Source organism: Synechococcus sp. O70.2, from assembly GCF_047462135.1.
Lineage (GTDB): Bacteria > Cyanobacteriota > Cyanobacteriia > Thermostichales > Thermostichaceae > Thermostichus.
Genome location: NZ_JANSIS010000001.1, coordinates 15,867 through 36,618 on the forward strand (window position 1 = coordinate 15,867; position 20,752 = coordinate 36,618).

Annotated in this window: 14 protein-coding genes; 7 read left to right on the plus strand and 7 right to left on the minus strand. The window is 59.7% G+C overall.

What is annotated here, in order from left to right:
• Positions 1-8 precede the first annotated feature (8 nt).
• Positions 9-2,564 (minus strand): DUF3536 domain-containing protein, encoded by a 2,556-nt coding sequence (locus NW812_RS00090; RefSeq protein WP_414392965.1) that lies wholly within the window; start codon positions 2,562-2,564, stop codon positions 9-11.
• Positions 2,565-2,738: 174 nt separating this feature from the next.
• Here NW812_RS00090 and rnc point away from each other — a divergent pair, with 174 nt between their 5' ends.
• The 7 genes from rnc to NW812_RS00125 all read left to right on the plus strand — a co-directional run bounded on the left by rnc (position 2,739) and on the right by NW812_RS00125 (position 11,383).
• Complete coding sequence (gene rnc / locus NW812_RS00095) at positions 2,739-3,485, plus strand: ribonuclease III (RefSeq protein WP_414392967.1); 747 nt, start codon at positions 2,739-2,741, stop codon at positions 3,483-3,485.
• A 43-nt stretch (positions 3,486-3,528) separates the two neighbouring features.
• Positions 3,529-5,562: an NAD-dependent DNA ligase LigA gene (ligA, locus tag NW812_RS00100; RefSeq protein ID WP_414392969.1), complete on the plus strand. Its 2,034-nt coding sequence runs from the start codon at positions 3,529-3,531 to the stop codon at positions 5,560-5,562.
• A gap of 514 nt (positions 5,563-6,076) precedes the next feature.
• On the plus strand, positions 6,077-7,423 hold the full coding sequence (clpX, locus tag NW812_RS00105; protein WP_414392971.1) for an ATP-dependent protease ATP-binding subunit ClpX: 1,347 nt from the start codon (positions 6,077-6,079) through the stop codon (positions 7,421-7,423).
• 27 nt (positions 7,424-7,450) lie between these two features.
• Positions 7,451-8,158, plus strand: coding sequence for a potassium channel family protein (locus tag NW812_RS00110; protein WP_414392973.1), 708 nt, complete (start codon positions 7,451-7,453; stop codon positions 8,156-8,158).
• A gap of 13 nt (positions 8,159-8,171) precedes the next feature.
• Positions 8,172-9,605 carry a TrkH family potassium uptake protein gene (locus NW812_RS00115; RefSeq protein WP_414392975.1) on the plus strand — a complete coding sequence of 478 codons (1,434 nt, stop codon included), beginning with the start codon at positions 8,172-8,174 and terminating at the stop codon, positions 9,603-9,605.
• Positions 9,606-9,779: 174 nt separating this feature from the next.
• Complete coding sequence (locus tag NW812_RS00120; protein ID WP_414392976.1) at positions 9,780-10,856, plus strand: phosphotransacetylase family protein; 1,077 nt, start codon at positions 9,780-9,782, stop codon at positions 10,854-10,856.
• Positions 10,857-10,882: 26 nt separating this feature from the next.
• Positions 10,883-11,383: a ribonuclease H family protein gene (locus NW812_RS00125; protein WP_414392978.1), complete on the plus strand. Its 501-nt coding sequence runs from the start codon at positions 10,883-10,885 to the stop codon at positions 11,381-11,383.
• Between the two features lies 1 nt (position 11,384).
• Here the strand turns inward: NW812_RS00125 and NW812_RS00130 are convergent, their stop codons facing one another.
• The 6 genes from NW812_RS00130 to NW812_RS00155 all read right to left on the minus strand — a co-directional run bounded on the left by NW812_RS00130 (position 11,385) and on the right by NW812_RS00155 (position 20,657).
• Entirely contained in the window at positions 11,385-14,447 is a 3,063-nt protein-coding gene (locus tag NW812_RS00130) for a glycosyltransferase (RefSeq protein WP_414392979.1), read from the minus strand.
• Between the two features lie 550 nt (positions 14,448-14,997).
• Positions 14,998-15,738, minus strand: a complete 741-nt coding sequence (locus tag NW812_RS00135) for a response regulator (protein ID WP_414392981.1) — start codon at positions 15,736-15,738, stop codon at positions 14,998-15,000.
• Positions 15,739-15,784: 46 nt separating this feature from the next.
• Complete coding sequence (locus tag NW812_RS00140) at positions 15,785-16,558, minus strand: sensor histidine kinase (protein WP_414392983.1); 774 nt, start codon at positions 16,556-16,558, stop codon at positions 15,785-15,787.
• A 73-nt stretch (positions 16,559-16,631) separates the two neighbouring features.
• On the minus strand, positions 16,632-18,092 hold the full coding sequence (locus NW812_RS00145; RefSeq protein WP_414392985.1) for a sensor histidine kinase: 1,461 nt from the start codon (positions 18,090-18,092) through the stop codon (positions 16,632-16,634).
• Between the two features lie 96 nt (positions 18,093-18,188).
• Entirely contained in the window at positions 18,189-19,175 is a 987-nt protein-coding gene (locus tag NW812_RS00150; protein WP_414392987.1) for a pentapeptide repeat-containing protein, read from the minus strand.
• A gap of 45 nt (positions 19,176-19,220) precedes the next feature.
• Positions 19,221-20,657, minus strand: a complete 1,437-nt coding sequence (locus NW812_RS00155; protein ID WP_414392988.1) for a hypothetical protein — start codon at positions 20,655-20,657, stop codon at positions 19,221-19,223.
• Between the last annotated feature and the right edge of the window lie 95 nt (positions 20,658-20,752).

Sequence of the window (20,752 nt, forward strand, 5' to 3'; positions counted from 1 at the left end):
GGGCTGGGCTAGCCCTCGGTAGCGGCCGGGGGCGGTAGCTGCTGTAGCCAGGCACCGACATTAATGCGAAGCTGTTGTCCCAGCTGAAGCAAGCGGCGTAGGGTTTCGGCAGGGATCCGGCCACGGGCGCGCTCTAGGGCGCTGCGGAGCAGTCCTGATTGCTGGCGCTCTAACCCTAGTAAGTAAAGCTCTTGGAGGCGATCCAAGCGGATGGGCAGGCCCAGATCGGCAGCCAGTTGCAGCCACTCTTCCAAGTTGTGGAGCTGCTCGCTGAGGGTTTCCGGGTCGGCTGCCTGGGCCAGCTGCCACATCCCCCGCTGCAAGAGCCGATCCAAGACCCGGGCTGCCTCTTCCTGCCGCAACTGACACCCCAACTGCTCTGCCTCGCGGGCAATTGCTCGCAACTCCAGCAGGTGATCCCGCTTGCCCTCTTCTATTTCCATGGCCCGTAAGCTGCTCAATAGGCGCTGGTTGAGGGTAATCTGGGCGGCGGCCAACAGCTCTTCCGGGATCGGCAGGCCATCGGCCCGAAAAGCCATCAAAACCCCGTAATTCTCCAGGTAGGTTTGGCGATAGAGCTGGGCCAAGCGCTCCAACGTGTCCTGGGTAAGCCAGCGCAGCATCTGCTGCCGGTCTTCCTCCGTTAGGGCGTTGAGGTCGAAGGTTTCCGGTCCCAGCAGCTCTTGCAGGGTTAGGACGAGCTGGATGCGGCTGCGGGAGCTAGACAGCAGACTGGCTTTCAACTGCTCGTAGCCGCGCTGCCCTGGAAACGGCTTGACGCCACATTGAAAGTCCCAGCCGCCCAGGTGGAGTAGAGCGTAGGTGAGGTCGTGCTCTTCAGAGGTGGTGGGAAAAGAGAGCTTCACCCTCCCCACCAGCAGCGTGGATCCTCCTATAGCTAGGCGCTCCTGATCCACCGGCTCCAGCACATACCCAGAGGAGCGAGGTACGCCGTTGACCAGGGAAAGCATGGCGTGCTGGGCCACGAGCCGCTGCGGGCTAACCCGGCGGGGGCGCACCAAAGCTTGGTAAACTCCTCGGCCGTCTTTGTAGAGTTCGAGGTTGCTGGGGGCCTTGCTTAGGCGAAGCAGAAACTCCTCCTCCAGATCCACCTTGGTGGCAGCCGCTGCCAACTCAATGGCCCGCGCCGCATAGCGCAGGATTTGCACCCCCTCAGGGCGAGCGAGTTCTTCAAAGAACCAGCCGCAACTGGTGAACATCAGTTGGCTGTAGCGCTGCATCTCCAACAGGCGCAGCACCTGCACCCGGTCTTCGGCAGTGAGGCGGTGGCTTTGGTGCTCCTGCAAAAATGCCTCCCTGCGCTCCCGATCCAAGATCACCTCGATGTAGCGATCCCGAGCCAGCCAGGGATCCCGCAGGTAGGCCTTAGCCTCCGTCTCGTAGATCTCGGCCAACTGATCCCGCAGCCAGTTGAGGGCCTCCCGCAGCGGTTGCCGCCAGCGTTGGTGCCAGCCAGGCACTGCCCCACAGCCACAGTCCTGTGACCACCGCCCCACCCCATGGGCACAGCTCCAGGCAGTAACTGGCTTTAGTTGCACCTCCCAGGTGGGAGGGTGGTGGCTGAGGAAATGGGCGTAGTTGCCCACTTGCCAGCCTCGGCGGGGAAACTCCTCGCAGAAGGCATAGGCCAGGGTACGCTCGGTTCCGCGTTTGTGGTGGCCAAAGGTCTCGCCATCCGTGGCACAGTTGATGAGTTGGACTTCTCGGTCAGGGCGAATGGCCAACTGGAGCCGCTCCGCCAGCGCCTGGGTGCTGTAGGCAATATCGCCAAAGCCAAGGTCGCGGGAGATGGGGCCGTCAAAGAAAAAAACGTCTAGGTAGCCGCCTCGGTCGGGGGTAAAGCAGCGATAGGGCCGGCTGGGATCGATCTGGCCCTGGCTGACATCGATCCATTCCGTTTGCCCCAAAGGGCGAATGCGCTGCGCCTGGCTGGGGGCTAGGATGACAAAGCGGATCCCGCAGTCGACCAAGGCCTTAACCGTTGCTGCATCGATAGCAGTTTCCGCCAGCCACATGCCTTCGGGGAAGCGGCCAAAGCGATGCTGGAAATCGGCGATTCCCCAGCGGATCTGCGTGTACTTGTCCCGCTCATTGGCTAGGGGCAGGATGACGTGGTTGTAGACCTGGGCAATGGCATTGCCCTTTCCCTCCAGCCGCTCGGCGCTGAGACGGTCGGCAGCCAGGATGCGCTGGTAGACCTCAACGTCGTGCTCCTCCAGCCAGGCAAGGAGGGTGGGGCCGAAGTTAAAACTCATGAACTCATAGTTATTGACAATGCGCACCACCTGCCCTTGCTCATCAAGGATGCGGGCAAAGGCGTTGGGCCGATAGCACTCCGCCAGAATGCGCTCGTTCCAGTCGTGGAAGGGGTGGGCGCTGGGCTGGCGCTCAATGCGGTTCAGCCAGGGATCCTCGCGCGGTGGCTGGTAGAAATGGCCATGCAACACCACGTAGGGAGCTGTGGTCCGCGGGCCTGGGGACTCAACTTCTTGCCCAGACTGGGCCGCTGGCTGGGCGGGGTTTTTGGAGCCACTCGGCAGCATGAGACCGCACTCTTTGCTTGCCCTTGGAGCCTCTAGGCTCCTATCCCCACGTTACCGCGATCCCCAGCAGCGACTATGTATGATTTGGACAGAAACTCAGCGCCTAGGGGGTTAAGGGCGGTTTTGCCTTCCTGCCCTCCTCCCTCAAGGGGCTGCAAGTTTGGCTTGAGCTGTATGGTTGAACTCATCTTGCCCCGTCGTCGCTTGCTGGAGCAATTGCTAGCTCGCCTAGGGTTCAAAGATCCCACCTGGCTGGAGCAATTGCGCTGGGACTTACTGGATCAGGCTTTGATTCACCCTTCCCGGGATGGCCAGCGCAACAACGACCGGCTAGAGTTTCTGGGGGATTCCGTCCTACGGATTTTGGCCACTGAGTTCTTGTTCCAGTCCTATCCTCACCTGTCAGTAGGAGAACTAACAGCAATTCGCTCCGATCTCATCAGCGATGCTCACCTAGCGGAACTGGCGGATCTGCATGGCCTGGAGCGTTACCTCGAGCTGGGATCTAGCTGCCAAAACGACTTGGCGGGTCGGGCACGACGCCTGGCGGATGCTTTTGAGGCCCTGCTGGGATCCCTGTACCTCAGCTGGGGCATCCACACCCTGTCCCGGCTGCACCCCTGGCTGGATCCCTACTTTCGCCAACGGGTAGAGCAGTGGTTCCAGGATCCCACTCGTCGCAACCCCAAGGCTGCGCTGCAGGAGCTAACCCAGCGCTGGTGGGGCATTTTGCCAGAGTATCGCCTCGTGGCTGCCCAGGAGCACCCGCCCCGTTTCACCATGGAAGTTTGGGGCCAAGGCCAATGCTGGGGCCGCGGCGAGGGGCGCTCCAAAAAGGCGGCGGAAATGGCCGCTGCCGCCCAAGCCTACCAATACCTGCAGGAGCAAAAATTGGCAGATACGCCTCCCCAAGGCTGCTAGAACAAGCGTAGTGCTCCCCTAGGGGCTAGCTGGATACGACGGTATGGATCCCAAACTGGAAGAACGCGCCCGTGAGCTGCGCGCCCTGCTGCAAAAAGCCAGCATCGCCTACTACGTCCACAATGCCCCCATCCTGGAAGACAGCGTTTACGACCGCCTCTACCGCGAGCTGCAGGAGCTAGAGCAGGCCCATCCCGAGCTGATTACCCCCGACAGCCCCACCCAGCGGGTAGGGGAAAAACCCGCCGAGCAGTTTCCTACGGTTTCCCACCGCGTTCCCCTCTACAGCTTGGAAAATGCCTTCAACCTGGAAGAGCTTAAAGGATGGCAGGAGCGCCTGCTGCGGCTGCTGGGGCGGACTCCTGAAGAAGGGGAGCTGGAGTACGTGTGCGAGCTGAAAATCGATGGCGCGGCCCTGGCGCTGACCTACGTGGATGGGCTGCTCCAGCGGGGGGCCACCCGCGGCGATGGCCAAGTGGGCGAAGACATCACCCCCAATGTCCGTGCCATCCCTTCCATTCCCCTGCGCTTGGCAACCGCCAATCCCCCGCCAGTCCTGGAGGTGCGAGGAGAGGCCTATCTTCCCCTTGCCGAGTTCGAGCGCATCAACCGCGAGCGCTGCTCCGCTGGGGATCCTCCCTTTGCCAACCCGCGCAACTGCGCCGCCGGCACCTTGCGCCAATTGGATAGCCGCGTGGTTGCCGCCCGCAAGCTTAGCTTCTTTGCCTACGCTCTCCACTGGCCGGAGGGGTGGCCCGCCGGGGATCCTCCCCAAACCCAGTGGGAGTGTCTGCAGCGGCTGAAAGAACTGGGATTGCCTGTCAATCCTCTTTCCCAGGTCTGTCGGAACCTCCAAGAGGTGGCCCAGTTCTACGAGCGGTGGCGGCAGGCCCAGCTTCCCTATGCCTGCGATGGGGTGGTGGTTAAACTCAACTCCCTGCGGCTGCAAGAGGAGGCCGGCTTTACGCAAAAATTCCCCCGCTGGGCCATTGCCCTCAAATACCCTGCCCAGGAAGTCCCCACCCGCATCCGCGCCATCGTGGCCAGCGTGGGCCGCACCGGAGCCGTCACGCCGGTGGCGGAGCTGGAGCCGGTGCTGCTAGCCGGCACCACCGTCAGCCGTGCCAGCCTGCACAACGCCGATCGCCTCGAGGAGCTGGATGTCCACATTGGCGACACCGCCATCGTGCGCAAGGCAGGCGAGATCATCCCTGAGGTGGTGGGGATCCTCAAGGAGCTGCGCCCCCCCGATGCCGTTCGCTATCGCCTGCCCAGCCACTGTCCCGAGTGCGGCACCCCTTTGGTTCGCCCTGCTGGCGAGGCGATAACCCGCTGCCCTAATCCCGACTGTCCCGCCCAGATCAGGGGTCAACTACAGCACTGGGCTAGCCGCGACGCTCTGGATATCGAAGGCTTAGGGGAAAAGCGAGTAGCCCAGTTGGTGGAAAAGCTAGGAGTGCGCACCGTAAGCGATCTCTACCGCCTCACCCCGGAACAGTTGGAAAGCTTGGAGGGAATGGGATCCCGCTCCAGCCAGAAGCTGGTACAAGCCATCCAGCGCTCCCGCCAACAGCCCTGGGAGCGTGTGCTCTACGGCTTGGGGATCCCCCATGTGGGAGTGGTCACTGCCCAAACTTTGGCCCAGCACTTCCCCACCCCTGAACTCTTGGCCCAGGCCAGCATCGAGGACATCGCCCAAATCTACGGGATAGGAAGAGAAATTGCCGAGGCAGTGGTGTCCTGGTTTGCCGATCCAGCCCACCAGCAGCTCCTGCAGGAGCTGCGCGAGTTAGGGATCCCTGCCCTGCCTCCGCAAAAGTCCCCTATAGCTGCTCAGGTGCTGGCTGGGAAGAAGTTTGTGATTACCGGCACCCTGCCTACCCTGTCTCGCCAGGAGGCCAAGGCTTGGATTGAAAGCCGCGGCGGCAAGGTAACCGCCAGTGTTAGCCGCCAAACAGACTACGTGGTGGTGGGTTCAGACCCTGGCTCCAAGCTCAAAAAGGCTCAAGAATTGGGGATCCCCCTGCTGAGCGAAGCGGAGCTGTTGGCTTTGGATCCTGGCAATCCCCATTCTTAAGTGGAGCCTCAGGGAAAAATTTAGGCGGCCCAGCTTGTCCTGGCCTTGGAGATGGTTTATATTCAACTCTGTGAGGAGTGAACGCCGGAAGGGGAAGCGGACGAAACAAGGAAAGTCCCTTCCCCTTTTGGATGCAATAGACACGTGTCAAGACCTGCCTTGGCCTTGCTCAGGAACAGTGCAGAGCCCTCTTCTTCCCCGCCAGTCCCCTTGGCAGCAGCCGGCGATATTCTCCTATCATAGAAGTAGCGGAGACGCATGTTTCCGTTCACTCCTCACACCATCCGCCGCTCGGCGTTAAGTCGAGCGGTTTTCCTATGGGCTTTTCCCCCTCTAAGGTAAGCTCAAGCCAGGCAGCGCTAGGAGGGATCCCTGGCAATGGAAGTGTTAGACTAGGAATACTTGGCTCACCAGGTTATTTGCCTTTCTAGCCAATTCATCTCACCCTGCGGCGAGGGAAGGCAAGCCGCTTTTTCGGGTACCTACTTCAACAGCCAACAGCGACGAGGATCCCATGGCCAAGCATGACTCCCAATTGCGGTGTTCCTTCTGCAACAAGTCTCAGGATCAGGTACGCAAGCTGATTGCAGGGCCAGGGGTCTACATCTGCGACGAATGTGTGGAGCTGTGCAACGAAATTCTGGAGGAGGAGCTCTACAACGGCAACAGCTCGCCAGCCTCAGCTCCTGCTGCCAGACGGCGGGAAGCTCCTAAAAAGCCCCCGCGCGGCTTGCCTTCTTTGGCTCAGTTGCCTAAGCCGCGGGAGATTGTGCGCTATCTCGACCAGTACGTGATTGGCCAGGAAAAGGCCAAGAAGATCTTATCGGTAGCAGTCTACAACCACTACAAGCGGCTAGCTGCCAAAGCCAATCCTGGCAGCGCTGGGTTGGCAGAGCTGGAGGAGGTGGAGCTGCAAAAGTCCAATATCCTTCTCATTGGTCCTACTGGATCTGGCAAGACCCTCTTGGCTGAGACCCTGGCCCGCCTGCTGGATGTGCCTTTTGCCGTTGCCGATGCCACAACCCTCACAGAAGCTGGCTATGTGGGGGAGGATGTGGAAAACATCCTACTGCGCCTGCTGCAGGTGGCCGACATGGATGTGGAGCAAGCCCAGCGCGGCATTGTCTACATCGATGAAATCGACAAGATTGCCCGCAAGAGCGAAAACCCCTCCATTACTCGCGACGTTTCCGGGGAAGGCGTCCAGCAGGCCCTGCTGAAGATGCTTGAGGGGACTATTGCCAACGTGCCTCCGCAGGGAGGTCGCAAGCACCCCTACCAAGATTGCATTCAAGTGGATACCTCCAACATTCTCTTCATCTGTGGAGGGGCTTTTGTCGGCCTAGAGAAGATCATCGAGCAGCGCATTGGCAAAAGATCGGTGGGGTTCATCAAGCCAGGGGATCAACCAGCGGTTACTCGCGAGCAACGCCTAGCCGATGCTCTCAAGGCGCTGGAGCCGGAGGATTTGATCAAGTACGGCATGATCCCAGAGTTCATCGGGCGGCTGCCAGTGGTGGCTACGCTGGATCCCCTGGACGAGAAGGCCCTCGAGGCCATCTTGACGCAGCCTAAAAATGCCATCCTCAAGCAGGCCCAGAAGCTGTTGCGCATGGACGGAGTGGAGCTGGAGTTTGAGCCAGCTGCCATTTCTGCCATTGCCAAGGAGGCCTACCGCCGCAAAACCGGGGCACGGGCGCTGCGGGCGATTGTGGAAGAGCTGATGCTGGATGTGATGTACGAGGTTCCCTCGCGGCGCGACATCAAGCACGTGCGTATTACCGCCGAGATGGTGGAGCGTCGCTCTACGGGCGAGTTGATCCCCCACCCCTCCACCTTGCCCAAGCCGGAGTCTGCCTAAGATGACAGCTCTGCCGAGCCCGGCTGCATGGCTTATGATCGATGGCTGGTTTTGGCAGAAAGGCTCAGGGGGTGGATGGGGCGGGCAGAGCGAGAGTATGCGGTAATTGGGCTGGGGCGCTTTGGCACAAGTTTGGCCCTCACGCTGATGGAGCGAGGGCATAACGTTTTGGGGATTGACCGCAGCCGCGAGATCGTGCAGCGCCTGGCGGACCAGCTGACGCAGGTGGTGGCGCTGGATTCCACCGATGAAGACGCCCTGCGGGCGGTGGATATTCCCTCCTTTGACACGGTGGTGGTGGCCATTGGTAGCGATTTCGAGAGCAATTTGCTGACGACGGTAGCCCTCAAGAGTCTGGGGGTACGCAATGTTATCTGCAAGGCTTCCACGGAGCGGCAGCGCTCGATTCTCCTGCGAGTAGGGGCAGATCGGGTGGTGCTGCCGGAGCAGGAGGCAGGGCGGCGCTTGGCGCAGGTGCTAACAGCACCAGGGATCCTGGATCAACTGGAGCTGGAGCCCGGCTACGGCATTACTGAGCTGGAGGTGCCGGAGGCCCTGGTGGGTCATACGCTGGCGGAGTCGGACTTGCGCCGCCGCTTTGGCATCACGGTTCTAGTCGTGAAGCGAAAACAGTCGCTGGTGGTCTCGCCGCCAGCAGACTATGTTCTGGAGAAGGGAGATCTGCTGGTGGTGCTGGGGGCCAACACCAACATCTCGCGGCTGAATGAGATGTAGGGGTAAAGGTTCGATGAGAGAGGGCCGCGTCCCGCCGTTGCAACCGGAGGGGGCTGAGCGCTGGAGTTCCCCCCGCTTTTCTTCTCAGTCTCGGCTACTGGCCAACCCCTTACAGCGGCTCTTTTTTGGAGACAGGCGTCGCCCGCTGCCACCGCCATCACGGTTGGTGGCCGGACTGGGCCTGTTGGTAGTGGTGGGGACTTTGCTGCTTAAGCTGCCGGGGGTCGGCCGGGGGGATCCCTTGAGCTGGAATGAGGCCCTATTCACGGCCACATCGGCCCTGAGCGTGACGGGGCTCTCGACGATTGTGGCGGCAGAGGATCTCACTTTCCTAGGCCAGATCCTGCTGCTGCTCCTCATCCAAATTGGCGGGGTAGGCTTCATGGTGGTGGCGGTGGTGGTGTTTCAGCTGCTTGGGCGGCGCATTTCCCTGCTCAATCGCCTGGCCCTCTGCAACTCCCTGGGCCTGATCGATCCGGGGGCAATCCTGGAATTGACGCGGCGGGTGCTGATCGGGGTTACCCTCATTGAGCTGGGGGGGGCCTTGCTGCTCTGGGTGCACTGGCGGGATCTCTATGGCCCGGGTCGGGCGGTTTTTCTGGCAATTTTTCACGCCGTCTCTGCTTTTTGCAATGCTGGGTTTGACCTATTTGGGCAAGAGGGGATCCCCACCGATGGACTGTCGCTGGCGATCTTGGGCACTCTCATTTTTATCGGCGGCCTGGGCATCCCGGTTTTGTCGGATTTGTTGACCTGGCCGCGGGGCCACCGCCCCTCTTTGCACACCCGCATCACTCTGGTTGTGGTGGTGGTTCTGCTCTGCACAGGCGGCTTGGGGATGTTCTTGGCCGAGAGTTTGCCTGGCGGCTCCCTGCGCGAGCTGAGTTGGCCTCGCCGCCTGGGCCTGGCGTTTTTTCAGTCGGTTTCGGCCCGCACTGCTGGGTTTGCCGGGATCCCGATTGAGGACTTGACACCAGCAAGCCAGTTGCTGCTGATGACGCTGATGTTTATCGGCGCGGCACCGGCCTCGATGGGAGGCGGCACCACCACTGGCACCCTAGCGGTATTGGTGCTGGCCTTGTGGGGCTACGCCCGCGGCTTGCCCAGCGCTCAGATTGCCGGGCGCAGTTTGGATCCCTCGATGGTGCGTAAGGCAGCAGCAGTGCTGACGGTCTCCCTGTTCGTGGTGCTATTGGCAACTTGGCTGATCTTAATTACCCACCACAACAGCAGGCTGGAGCCGGTGCTCTTCGAGGTTATTTCTGCTTTTGCTACCTGTGGCCTCTCGACGGGGTTCACGGGAGAGCTCAACCTCTTCGGCCAACTGCTCATCGTCTTGGTGATGTTCTGGGGCCGGCTGGGGGCGCTGACCATTGTCTTGGCTCTGGCCCAACAGCAGCCCCGTCCGCTGGTGACCTACCCCGAAGAGGCGATCTTAATTGGCTGATCTCTTGCTCTCGGCCCTGGGGAACTTGAAGGAAGAGGAGGCGTCTTAGCTTGTAGTTGGGATGGGAAGCAGCCCTGAAGCAAGCTTTTCCCCAAGCCGTTTCCGTTAGACTGAGTAACAAAACAAGTGGCTTCAGCCACACCCTTGGTGTCCCTGACCTCTCAGGAGCTCTGCGTGTCTAAGTTCCTCCTTATCGGATCGACGGAGCCTTGCAGCGGCAAGTCATCAGCCATCTTGGGTTTGGCTAAGCATCTGCAGCAGCAGGGGGCGAAAGTTGCCTATGGGAAGCCGCTCGGAACAGGCGACAGAGGAATGGATCCGGATGTGCGCTTTATAGCAGAAACCCTGCGGCTGAGCCAGATGCCCCCCATGCTCCTTCAGCTCGACGAAGCAGCTTTGCTGGCTCACCTGCGGCAGTCTCCTCCGGATTCAGCTCGCTCGGTTGCCTCTCTGCTGGAGTTTGTCAAGGCATCCCCTGCGGATTTGGTTCTGCTAGAGGGCCCAGCCGATCTCTACGAGGGAGAGGTGTTCGGCCTCTCCTTGGCCAAAATGGCCCAAGCTCTGAATGCCCCAGTGCTGCTGGTCAGCCGCTACCGTTCCCCTTCGGCGGTCGATGCTCTTCTCTTTGCCCACCGCCAACTGGGATCCCACCTGTGCGGCGTGTTGCTCAACGATGTGCCGCCCGACCAAATGGGGCCAGCCCAGGTCGTCGTCCGACCTTTTCTGGAAGCGCGAGGGATCCCGGTTCTGGGCATTTTGCCCTCCCATCGCATTTTGCGCAGCGTCAGCGTCGGCAAGCTGGCGTGGCAACTGGAAGCGGAGGTGCTCTGCTGTCCGGATCGGATGGATTTGATGGTAGAAAACATCGCCGTGGGAGCGATGAACGTCAACGCTGCCCTAAAATATTTCCGCAACCTGGAACACAAGGCAGTCATCACCGGCGGCGATCGCACCGACATTCAACTGGCTGCCCTGGAGACTTCTACCCTCTGCCTGATCTTGACCGGTAAGCTACCTCTTGATCCCCGCGTTCGCTCGCGGGCAGAGGAGTTGGAAGTGCCGATCCTCTCGGTAGATCTGGATACCTTCACTACCATTAACCGCATCGAACGGCTTTTCGGCCAAATCCCCCTGCACGAGGAGGTGCAAGTCCGCTGTATCCAGGAACTCATGTCAGCAAACTTTGACTTTTCTCGCCTTTACGCTCGCTTGGGCTTGACACAACCCTTAGCGTCGGTGTCGGGCGCCTAGAAAAGCTGTCCTGCGCTTTTCCACTTATGGCTAAGAGCTCCCAGCCAGGCAAGGCCTCAGTAGCTCAGCCTCCTCAGCTAGTTGCGTGTCCCCACAGCGGCATCTTTACCGATGGGGGCTGTTCTCCCAACCCAGGACCAGGGGGATGGGCGGTAGTGGTGGTTCGAGACAACCAGGTTGTGGAAGAGTTTTGGGGAGGGGATCCCGCCAGCACCAACAACCGCATGGAATTGACCGGCCTCATTCGGGCCTTGCAATACTGCCGGGATACGCCGGGCAACGCGGTAGAGACCATCTACAGCGACTCCCACCTTTGCGTGCAGACTTACAACAATTGGATGGAGCGCTGGGCAGCCCAGGGATGGCGGCGGCGCACAGGGCCAGTGGAAAACTTGGATCTGGTTGAGGAGTTATATCAACTCAAGCAGGAGTGCCCTCAGGTGCGGGTGGTCTGGATCCCAGCCCATCGGGGTCTGCGCTGGAACGAGTATGTGGATAAGCTGGTCGCCCGCGCCCGACCCAAGTAATTCATCGCCTCACAGCAGAGTGCAAGACTTCCTGAACCGTTCTGGCCATGCGCTCCCAGGTAAAAGACTTGACCCACTCCAAGCCTTTGCTGATTTTTTCAGCGCGCAGCTTCGGATCCAAAACCTGAGCCATGGTATCTGCCAGGGAATCTTCTACGTAGAACGCAGCATCTCCTCCCGCTTCCACCAAGGCAGAGTTGGGATAGATGATGACAGGGGTTCCACAGGCCATGGCCTCCAATACCGGTAGCCCAAATCCTTCATAGGCACTTGGGTAAACCAGAGCTACAGCATTCTGGTAGGCATGAACCATGCCCTGTAGATCTAGGCGAGCGCTGAAGACAGGCTGAGGAGCTGCAGCTTGCCGGTAGGTCTCTGGAACAAACGACCCATAGGTGCAAAGGACAGGAAAGGGCTTGTAAGACCACTGCTGATAAGCCTCGAAGAACAACTCGTGTCGTTTGTAGGTTCCTTGCGAGCATTGAATGAGTAGCCAGTGTTTGGGGGTAGCCGAGGGATCCGGCTTGAACACACTGGTGTCAACTCCGGGGTGAGCTACCACCGCCTCTTTCCCAGTTAGGCGAAGGAGGTCACGGGCCGTGTTTTGGCTAACTGCTATGATGCGAGTGGCTACTTCAAGGGCGGCGTGCTTTTGGCGCCACATGGGGTCTGACAGATCCCAACCCAGTAGCTCTGGGATCATGTCATGCAGCAGGAGCACCTGAGGAACGTCAGGAGCTAGATAGGTATAGTAAGTGCTCATAAAAACGTCCGCCCCCGACCAAGCAAAGGCTTGCCGCAACTCAGGATCATCCCAGTAGGCGTAGCTAAAGGGATGCCCCTGCATTCTCTCCACACCTTGGGGTAGCTCTCCTATGCCGCCCCGATCGTAGAAAGTAACGCGAATCCCAAAGCGGGGCAATTCTCGCAGTAGGTTGCGCCAAACCGTGGCAATACCACTTTGGGCAAATTGGAAGAACACTCCATCCACAAACAAGTGAAGGCGCTCCCGCACCTCTACCACTAAGGGATCCCCGTATGCCCAGGGGAAAAAGGGCTGCAGCGAGCAGGGCTTTTCCGCTTTTTGCAGCTCTTCCCAGGCTTTTACGGCCCCTTGATAGCCGTAGTAGGACTCCTTAAACTCCACCTGTTTTCGCAACGCATAGGCATAGTGGTCAAACACTAAGCCCTCTGCTTCTGCTTGGTCTGCAGTCAAAACCTTCTTAGGAACCTGTCCATTTCGGGTTAATATGGGCGGCTCGTGAGTTTGCCACTCACACTCGGTGGGATCCCACCTCCAAACTCGCCACCACTCCATCTGAGGGTTGTTGCCCCACTTGCCTTTGTTGTCCAACACAAGATTGGGGCCCACAAAGTAGCGACAGTAGAACTGAGCTGCCTCTAAACTGGGGTCTGCTTCAAATCGTCGATGCACCCGTCGGATTTGTTCAGCTGTCCAAATCTCATCAGCATCCAACTGCCACAGCAAGCAGGGATAATCAGGCTGAGCTGCCCTGACCATTTCGATTTTGCCATCCCAAAACTGGCCATCAGGCTTCTGAACCAGCCGAACACGGGTATCCTTGGCCGCCAAGTCTCTCAAGTATTCAACTGTGCCATCTAAGCTGTGCCCTTGAGCATACTCCTCAGGGATCCGGCCACCGTTGGCCAAACTCCACCCTGTGTCATGCCGCAAGGCAGCAACGCCCTCAACCACCACCCATTGCCAGGGGATCCCTAACCTATCCAACTGACAGAGGACAGAGTAGTGGCGCTCAATGTAGGGTTGTCCATCCAATACAATGGTGAAGAAATGAATAGGAAGGGTAGCTTTAATATCCTTAAAGATGGCAAAGCCGTTGCGGGCATTTCCCCAGCGAATGAGTCGGTAGCCACAGCTAGGAAGCTCCCTCAAGGCGCGGCTATTCTTAAAAGCAAGGATATCATCCAAGGCAATATACTTGGGACGAGCACCCCGCTCTAAAAAAGCTTGCAGGTCGTACCAGCCTGTAAACTCGCCACCGTCGATGAGAAGAAGATCGGGATTGGGAACTTGGCTTGCCCCATCTGTGGGAACAGACTTGAGTAAATCTTCATCCCTCTGACGCCACTGTAAAGCCTGCTCTCGGCCATAGGGAGTCCAAATGCTAGAGCCAGATTCCAACCATTCTTCCACCTCCTCCACTGTAGCAATCCTAGGTTGGGCAGCAGCGTGAATGGGAATGCAGCGGGGATCCTCGCTTACCCTCTTAGCCAGCTCCCTGTAGCGCTCAGGATGAGCTTCTATGCTGTAAATACGAGCAGATTTGGGAAGAGCATATCGCAAAACATCTGTCGATCCCTCGCCACTACTTGCTCCTATCTCGACTACCACTTGCAGAGAAGAATCCCTGCAGATTTCTGCAAGAGCTGTCCCGAAAGGTTCATCCAGTCGAATCTCTGGTGGGATGTACCACTCTGGCTGAGCAGAGTCATTTTTTCGTTGTTGACCGACCCAATGACTATAAGCAACAGCAGCTTCTCGATGGTAGAAATGATAGAGGGAACTAACTTGAGATGAAAAGGCATCAGGTTCGTCTTGAAAGAGGTCGTAAAGATATCGAGTAATCTGGAATAGCCACAGGCGCGCCACCTCCTCTCCCATTTGAGGATTGTAAAGAGAGTTGACAAAAGTATCTGGTGGCCAATCTGCTAGGATTTGTTTTAACACCAGCCACACAGAATCCTCTTCCCCAGCTTTGGCGAAGTAGTCAAGGCTGTGTCCCAGGAGCTGGAGTCGCTGGTAGTCGCGTGCAGGCAGTTTCAAGGCTTCCTGCCGCATGCGTTCTGCAACAGGCTGATAGACAATCGAAAGAACCTGCAAAAATCGCCTTGCCTGTGGCCACAGCAATCCTTCCGGAGATCCACCCCCATACCTTTCCGCAAACTCAGGGGCAATGGATAGAGCAATGGTCTCCAGGAGAATTGAAGGGATACCTTCTTGCTCAGCTTGGGCAAAAAAGTCAGAGTAAGATCCTTGCCAAAATAAAGCTCCTAACTGCTCGAAGTTCTTGGCTTGTGTCACAGCTAGTAACCTCTAGTGCTCTTCCCTACAGGCGGAGAAAGTGACTCTGCCCAAGCATAGCAAGGGTTTCAACTTTTGGAAAAGGGAGGACTCCTAGGGAAGGTAGAACTACCTCTTCGGATACTCACTATTCCAATCTCGTCGGTAGCGCACGGGGCAAGTATTCCATGCGCTTCGGTTTGCTAAGGCTAAAGGGAAGATGGTGCTAGGCGCAACTTCTACTTAAGAACTTGGCTTCGTGGGCCTCTGCCCAAGTGCTGCGATTGGCTACAACCACTAGCTGCCTGAGTAGCTATCACGCAGCCTCAGCTTCGTCTCCAGTTTCGTCCCCAAACTCTCCCCCTCTCTTGATTGTGGTTGGAAGCTCTTGGCTTCTGGGATCCTGTCAGCTCAGGCTTCCTGACGATGTTCTGCCAGAGACAGCGCTGGTTCCTCCGTCGGCGCCCCTGGCGCTGGCCTTTTCCACCAAACCGGAAGAGGCGAAGGAGCTGCAAGCCTGGGCTGGGGATCGGCTGGTTCAGGAGGCGGGAGCGCAAGTAACGGAAGCGGACTACAACCGGATCAGGCCGTAGGTGAGGGCGTAGCGCACCAGCTCCGTGCGGCTGCTGGTGCCCGTCTTGTTCAAGAGGCGGGTGACGTATTTTTCCACATTGCGCACGCTGGTCTGCAGTTGCTTGGCGATCTCCTTGTTCATCAACCCCTCCGCCACCTTCTCCAGCACCTGCTGTTCTCGTGGCGTCAGCTCTACCTTGATGGGTGGAGGCAAGGAGGTAGGGGCAGAGGGCTGGGGAGGAGGAGCGGCAGCCAGGGTACGCTCCGACAACAGGGCGCGAATCGAGGCCAGCTCGCGGGCCACCACTTCCGAGAGGCTAGCCGCGCGGGAGCGCTCAATGAGATTGGAGACAATGGCCACCAGCTCTTCTGGATCGAAGGGCTTGGGCAAGTAGGCATCGACGCCGGCCCGGTAGCCCTGGATGCGGTCGGCGGTCATCCCTTTGGCGGTGAGGAATACCACCGGCAGATGGCTGTAGGGCTCGAGTTTTCGCAATTGCGCCAAAAATTGGTAGCCATCCATGCCCGGCATCATGATGTCAGAGATGATTAGCTGGGGCTGGGCCGTGCTGAGCAGTTGCAGAGCCTGTTGGGCGTTGGCAGCCGGGATCACCTCGAAGCCGCTGTCCTCGAGGTAGGCTTGCACCGCTTCCCGCAGACCCGGCTCGTCATCCACCAGCAGGATGCGGGCCGATTTGCCGGTGGCGGTTTCGGGTTTGGCGTGGTCAGAAGGGGCCATTGTACAACTCCTGGCTAGCTTTCAAGGTTTTGCAGAGGTTTAACCTCTAGGAGGCTTGGGGCAAGCGGAGGCGGAAGCAGGAGCCCTGGGGGGAACTTTCCACCTGGAGATCTCCTCCCATTTGGGTAGCCAAGTCGCGGCTGATGGCCAACCCCAGACCCTGCCCGGGCTTGGTGAGATCGGCGCGAAAAAACGGATCGAAGATCCGCTCCAGGTTTTCGGGATGGATGCCGGGGCCGCTGTCACAGACGGCAATCCACACCTCCTGCTGAGCGGGGCCGTTGGCCTCTTCCTCTGCAGGCCTAACCTCCACCCTAAGCTGGATGGTGCCTGGCGGAGGGGTATATTTGCAGGCGTTGTCGATGAGGTTGTCCAACACCTGGCGCAGAGCCCGGGGATCCACCTGAACTGGGGGCAGCGAGGAGGGCAAAACGGCTTGGAAGCGATGCCCCTGGGTCTCTGCCAGGGCTTGGTAGAGAGGGATCCACTCCTGGAGCAAGTCAGTTAGGGCGAGGGGTCGGAGCTGCAGGGGGCCTGGAACTCCATCCAGGCGCTCGAACTCGCCCAGCAGGTCTTGCAGGCGCTTACACTCTTTTTCGATACTGAGCCCAATCCAGTGGTTGCGATCTTCAGGGGGCAAGTGCTTTTGCAGCAGCTTGGCCAGCATGTTCAAGGTCGTGATTGGGTTGCGCATCTGGTGGATGAGGGTGGAAAGCTGCTGAACAGGCAGCGTGATCCTTTCCCCTGGGCTGGCAGCCCTGGCCTTGTAGGCAGGCTCAGGCTCTGGCTGGGGCTGGGCAACTTTTTTTCTTGCTGGCATGGATCCCCCCTCTCGGCTCTCCTGGGGCACATAAACGGATCCTAGCCCTATCTCCTCGAGCCTGGGATCCGGACTAGAGCTGGCGGGGTAAGTAGATGTTGAGAATTTCCCCTTGCCGAGCCCGGTGGCGCACAGTGAGATAGCCCCCCAAGGCCCGGAACAGGGTTTGGGCCACTGGCAGGCTGAGGCTAATGGCCCCAGTGTCTGGCTGCACCACCAGCAACTGGCCAATTGCTTGAGGGGACTTGAGTTCCAAGCTAGAGGTGTCACTCCCCTCGGGGGTGTTTACCTGAAACTGCAGCTTCACCAGCTCGCCAGCGCTGAGCAATTGGGCGCGGATGTGGCTGCCAGCGGGGGTACTGCGGGCCAGGCGGTCGATGATTCCAAATAGCACCGCTTCCAGGGCCTTGGGATCGCTGACCACATCGGGCAGCTCGGCAGGGATCTCCAACTCCAAGCGGGATCCCCGCCGCTCTACCTGGTCTTGCCAGCGCGGCAGGTTTTGCCGCACCAGATCCACCAGCGCAATCGGCTCCAGTTGCAGTCGGCGCCCCTCCCCTTTCCCAGCAGGGGGCATCACTGTCTCAGTGGCTTGGAAAAAGAGGCTGAAGCGGTTGATTTGCTCGGTACATTCGCGGTCAATCTTTTCCACGTATTCCCGCACCCGCGGTGGCAGGTCCTGCTGCTTCAGGATGAGACTGGCCAGGGTGCGGATGGTGCTGAGGGGAGTCTGGATCTCGTGGATGAGAGCTCGCAATAGCTCCGCCTCCGAGAGGCTGCTCTGGGAGCTTGGCGCGGTAGGGATGCGGGCGTCTGCTTCCACAGCGGAAGGGGGCTTCTGCGACTTTTCTTTGGGTCGGGCTGCCCGGCTTTCCCCTCCGGTTCTGGCGGGAGGCAGGCGGGCAGGCGGGGATCCCGCCTCAGCGAGTGAACCCAGCAGGAGAAAGCTGCTAAAGCGAGCCAGCACCCGCCCAGGAGGCTTGGTCAGGGGGTAGTGGAGAGCCAGCTCCCGCCAAGCGGCTAGCTGCTCGGGTTTGCTCTGCTGCACCCGTTCCTCCAAGTTCTGCCAGGCCCGCCGCACCACTTCCGGCTCGAAAGAGAGCATCATTCCCCTTTGGCGGGTGTGGGGGTGGTACCCCTGGACGGCTATCACGGCAAAAGCAGGCGTAAGCAGCAGCAGAAATGGCTCCTCCACCAGTGGATCCTGGGGCAAGAGAGGGATCACGGTGTGGCCAGGAGCTGGGATAGACTCCGGCGGCAAATTCGGCGTAAACAGCCAGGGGGTCTCCCGCGCAAGCTCTCCGGGGCGGCATGGCAACGCCTCTAGGGAGGGCGGATCCCCTATCATCCAAAAAGGCCACCAGGGTACCGGCCCGCCGATAACCACGCCAAATTGACCCACCTCCTGCCATAGCCGCAGCAGCGCAGCCACCGCCTGCTGCCAGACGCGCCCCCCTGCCCCCGGCAACCATTCTGGCAGGGGCAGCTCAGCCCAAAGGGCCTCCAGCAGGGACAGAAATCGGCGGCTGTTCACGGATCCCTCTGCTCCCACCCCTCCCCTGGTAGAGTAGCGGTTGCCATGCCCCTCAGACAGCGGAAAACCTCACCTTTAGCGGGGCGGATCCCCGCCTTAGCCAGTTCGCCCATCGGGAAGCGTGGCTCCACGCAAGTTGGCCCCCTTGAGGTTGGCCGTGCTCAGATCGGCGCGCGTGAGGAGGGCGTTGCTGAGATCAGCATTTTCTAGGTTGGTGCGACCCAAGTAGGCGTCCACAAGGTTGGCAGACCGCAGATCAGCTCCAGCCAGATTGGCTCGACTCAGATCCGCCCGCGCCAGCTTGGCCGAGCACAGACAGGCAGCAGAAAGATCGGCCCCCTCTAGAGTTGCCTCGCTAAGGTTGGCTTCTGCCAAGTTGGCCTGGCTAAGCTTCGCCTCCTTCAAATTGGCCTTTCCCATCTGCGCCCCTTGCAAGTTTGCGCCCAAACAGCAAACCTCCCTTAGATCAGCGTTGCTGAGGATGGCTCCCTGCAAGCAGGCTTGGTGCAGGTTGGCCCCCTGCAAGTGCGCCCCAACTAGACTAGCCTCTTTGAGGTTGGCCCTGCTGAGATTGGCCCGCGTCAGATCTGCTCCCGATAGGTTGGCCCCCCTAAGATCAGCGCGGCTGAGGTTGGCGCTGCGCAACACCGCCCCTCGGCGGCTCTCGTAGCGGAAATTGGCTCCACGCAGGCAAGCCCCCTCCAGGTTGGCGCTGGTCAAGTCGGCCCAGCGGAGATCGGCATCGATGAGGTTGGCGTCAATCAACAGGGCCAGCCTCAGGTTGGCTCGGTGCAAGTCCGCCCCTTGCAAGGTGGCACCGTGCAGTTGAGCGTCCCTGAGATCTGCCTCGCTCAAGTCGGCCTGGTTGAGGTTGGCTCCACTGAGGTCGGCTCCCACCAGGTTGGCTTTGCTTAGCTTGGCTCGCCCCAAGTAGGCAAAGATGAAGCTGGCTCTCTGCAGGTTGGCCTGGGAGAGGTCTATCCCAATTAAATCGGCTCGGCTGAGGTCAAGGGCGGCCAGGTTCTCGCCTACGAAGGAAGTGCGACCCCCTCGGTACAGCCGGAGCAGATCTTTAGCATCCATAGCAGGCTGGTCCGCTCCTAGCAGCCATTTTAAGAGGTCCGACTCTCAGGCCAGGCCAAACAGACGGCGCTCCGCCTCCTCCATGCGCGCTAGGAAGGTGGTGAACTTGGTCGAGATTGCCTCGATTTCCTGCAAAAAGGCGCGCAAGGTCTGGTACTTGAGAACTAGGGCCTCCTCGAGAGGATGGCTCTGCAACTGCTCCTCTAAGGCTTGTCCCAACCCGCTCAGAGCATTTTCAATGGCGGCTTTGAGCGTGCCACTGCTGCGCCGCACCAAGCGCATGACCTCTTGCTGCAAGTGAGGCTTCTGCTGGGCCAGATCGCTATTGGCCAGCACCTGCCGCAGGGCCGCATAGGGATCTCCTGGCTGAGGTGGCGTCTCGACCCCTTCTTCTGTCGGCCTTAACAAGCGCCACTCGGATTGCTCCAGTTTTTCAAGGATCCCTCTAAACAAGGCGGCGGATCCCTCAAAGTCTTTGAGAAAGCCGCGCAGCACCTGGTGCTTGAGGGTGAGGTATTGGGCTGGATCCTCGTCCTGCAGGATCTCGTCCAGGGCATTGCCCAAGTCGCTTAGGGTGTTCTCGAGGGTAACCATCAGGGATCCGGCGCTGCGCTGCAGCAGTTGGCGGCAGGGCTCTGGGAGCTCTTGGGCTGCGATGGCAGGAGGGCCAGCTAGGGAAAGTTCCGGCTCCAGCCAGCTCATGCCACTGGACTCCACCCCCCCAGCCGCACTTTCCCCTTTTAGCCAGTCGAGATCAGCAGTGGGGGTTTCGGCAGCCAGCCCCCCGCCGGCAACCGTTTCTAGGGGCACATAAGCGTAGAGGGGCTGCAACATCTGCAGCAGGGCATTGGCTGCCTGGGCATCTTGCTCAGGTTCCTGGAGTTGCCGCACCGCCTGCTGCAGCTGCGCCTCTAGCTCCTGGGGGGAGTTGCAGGCTTCGTAGAGGGCCTTGAGCAATTCGTCGAGGCTATAGCGCCTCAGGGTCGCCAACCCTTGCCCTGTGGGCTCTAGCTTGTGGTACAGAGCTGTAAACAGAACCAGCTTGGCCCGCAGAGGACTGGTCTGCTGCATCAGCCCAGCCCGCAGCTCAAACGGATCGTAGGCCTGCTTGTGCAGGTGTAGGCCGCCGTACTCCAGCGGAGGATCCTCCCTGGCTGAGCTGCTGGGATCCCTTTGGGGTAGCTGAGAAGGCTGGTAGAGGGGCTGGAGCTTGCTCAGCAGCAGTTTGGCGACGCGGGCGTACTCGGCCTTTTTGTTAAGGCAATGGATGGCGTCGCGAAAACGCTGGCCCAGGTCCTCAAGGGTCGCATGCTCGCGGCAGAGCTGCTCCAACAGGGCCCTCAGCTCCTCCTCGCTCAGCTTGCTGGCGTCGTTGGTCCAAGTGCGGGTGCAAGTGAAGTAAACCAGCTTTTTCACCCGGTCTGCATACCCGCCCTGCTGCACCGCCTGCACAACAAGGCCAAGGGGATCCGAGAGAGCCATAAGAGCTGCTACGCGAGAGCTTTAGGCTTAGGCTGTTTCTGGAGGAGCATGGCCCAAGAGGTACCACCATCATCACATCATGAAGCCAGCGGCGG

Bases quoted from the DNA above. Each gene is read 5' to 3' on its own strand.
- rnc (WP_414392967.1), top strand. From the start codon at position 2,739: ATGGTTGAACTCATCTTGCCCCGTCGTCGCTTGCTGGAGCAATTGCTA.
- NW812_RS00125 (WP_414392978.1), top strand. From the start codon at position 10,883: ATGGCTAAGAGCTCCCAGCCAGGCAAGGCCTCAGTAGCTCAGCCTCCT.
- NW812_RS00090 (WP_414392965.1), bottom strand. From the start codon at position 2,564: ATGCTGCCGAGTGGCTCCAAAAACCCCGCCCAGCCAGCGGCCCAGTCT.
- clpX (WP_414392971.1), top strand. From the start codon at position 6,077: ATGGCCAAGCATGACTCCCAATTGCGGTGTTCCTTCTGCAACAAGTCT.
- NW812_RS00150 (WP_414392987.1), bottom strand. From the start codon at position 19,175: ATGGATGCTAAAGATCTGCTCCGGCTGTACCGAGGGGGTCGCACTTCC.
- NW812_RS00135 (WP_414392981.1), bottom strand. From the start codon at position 15,738: ATGGCCCCTTCTGACCACGCCAAACCCGAAACCGCCACCGGCAAATCG.
- NW812_RS00155 (WP_414392988.1), bottom strand. From the start codon at position 20,657: ATGGCTCTCTCGGATCCCCTTGGCCTTGTTGTGCAGGCGGTGCAGCAG.
- NW812_RS00110 (WP_414392973.1), top strand. From the start codon at position 7,451: ATGGCTTATGATCGATGGCTGGTTTTGGCAGAAAGGCTCAGGGGGTGG.
- ligA (WP_414392969.1), top strand. From the start codon at position 3,529: ATGGATCCCAAACTGGAAGAACGCGCCCGTGAGCTGCGCGCCCTGCTG.
- NW812_RS00140 (WP_414392983.1), bottom strand. From the start codon at position 16,558: ATGCCAGCAAGAAAAAAAGTTGCCCAGCCCCAGCCAGAGCCTGAGCCT.
- NW812_RS00115 (WP_414392975.1), top strand. From the start codon at position 8,172: ATGAGAGAGGGCCGCGTCCCGCCGTTGCAACCGGAGGGGGCTGAGCGC.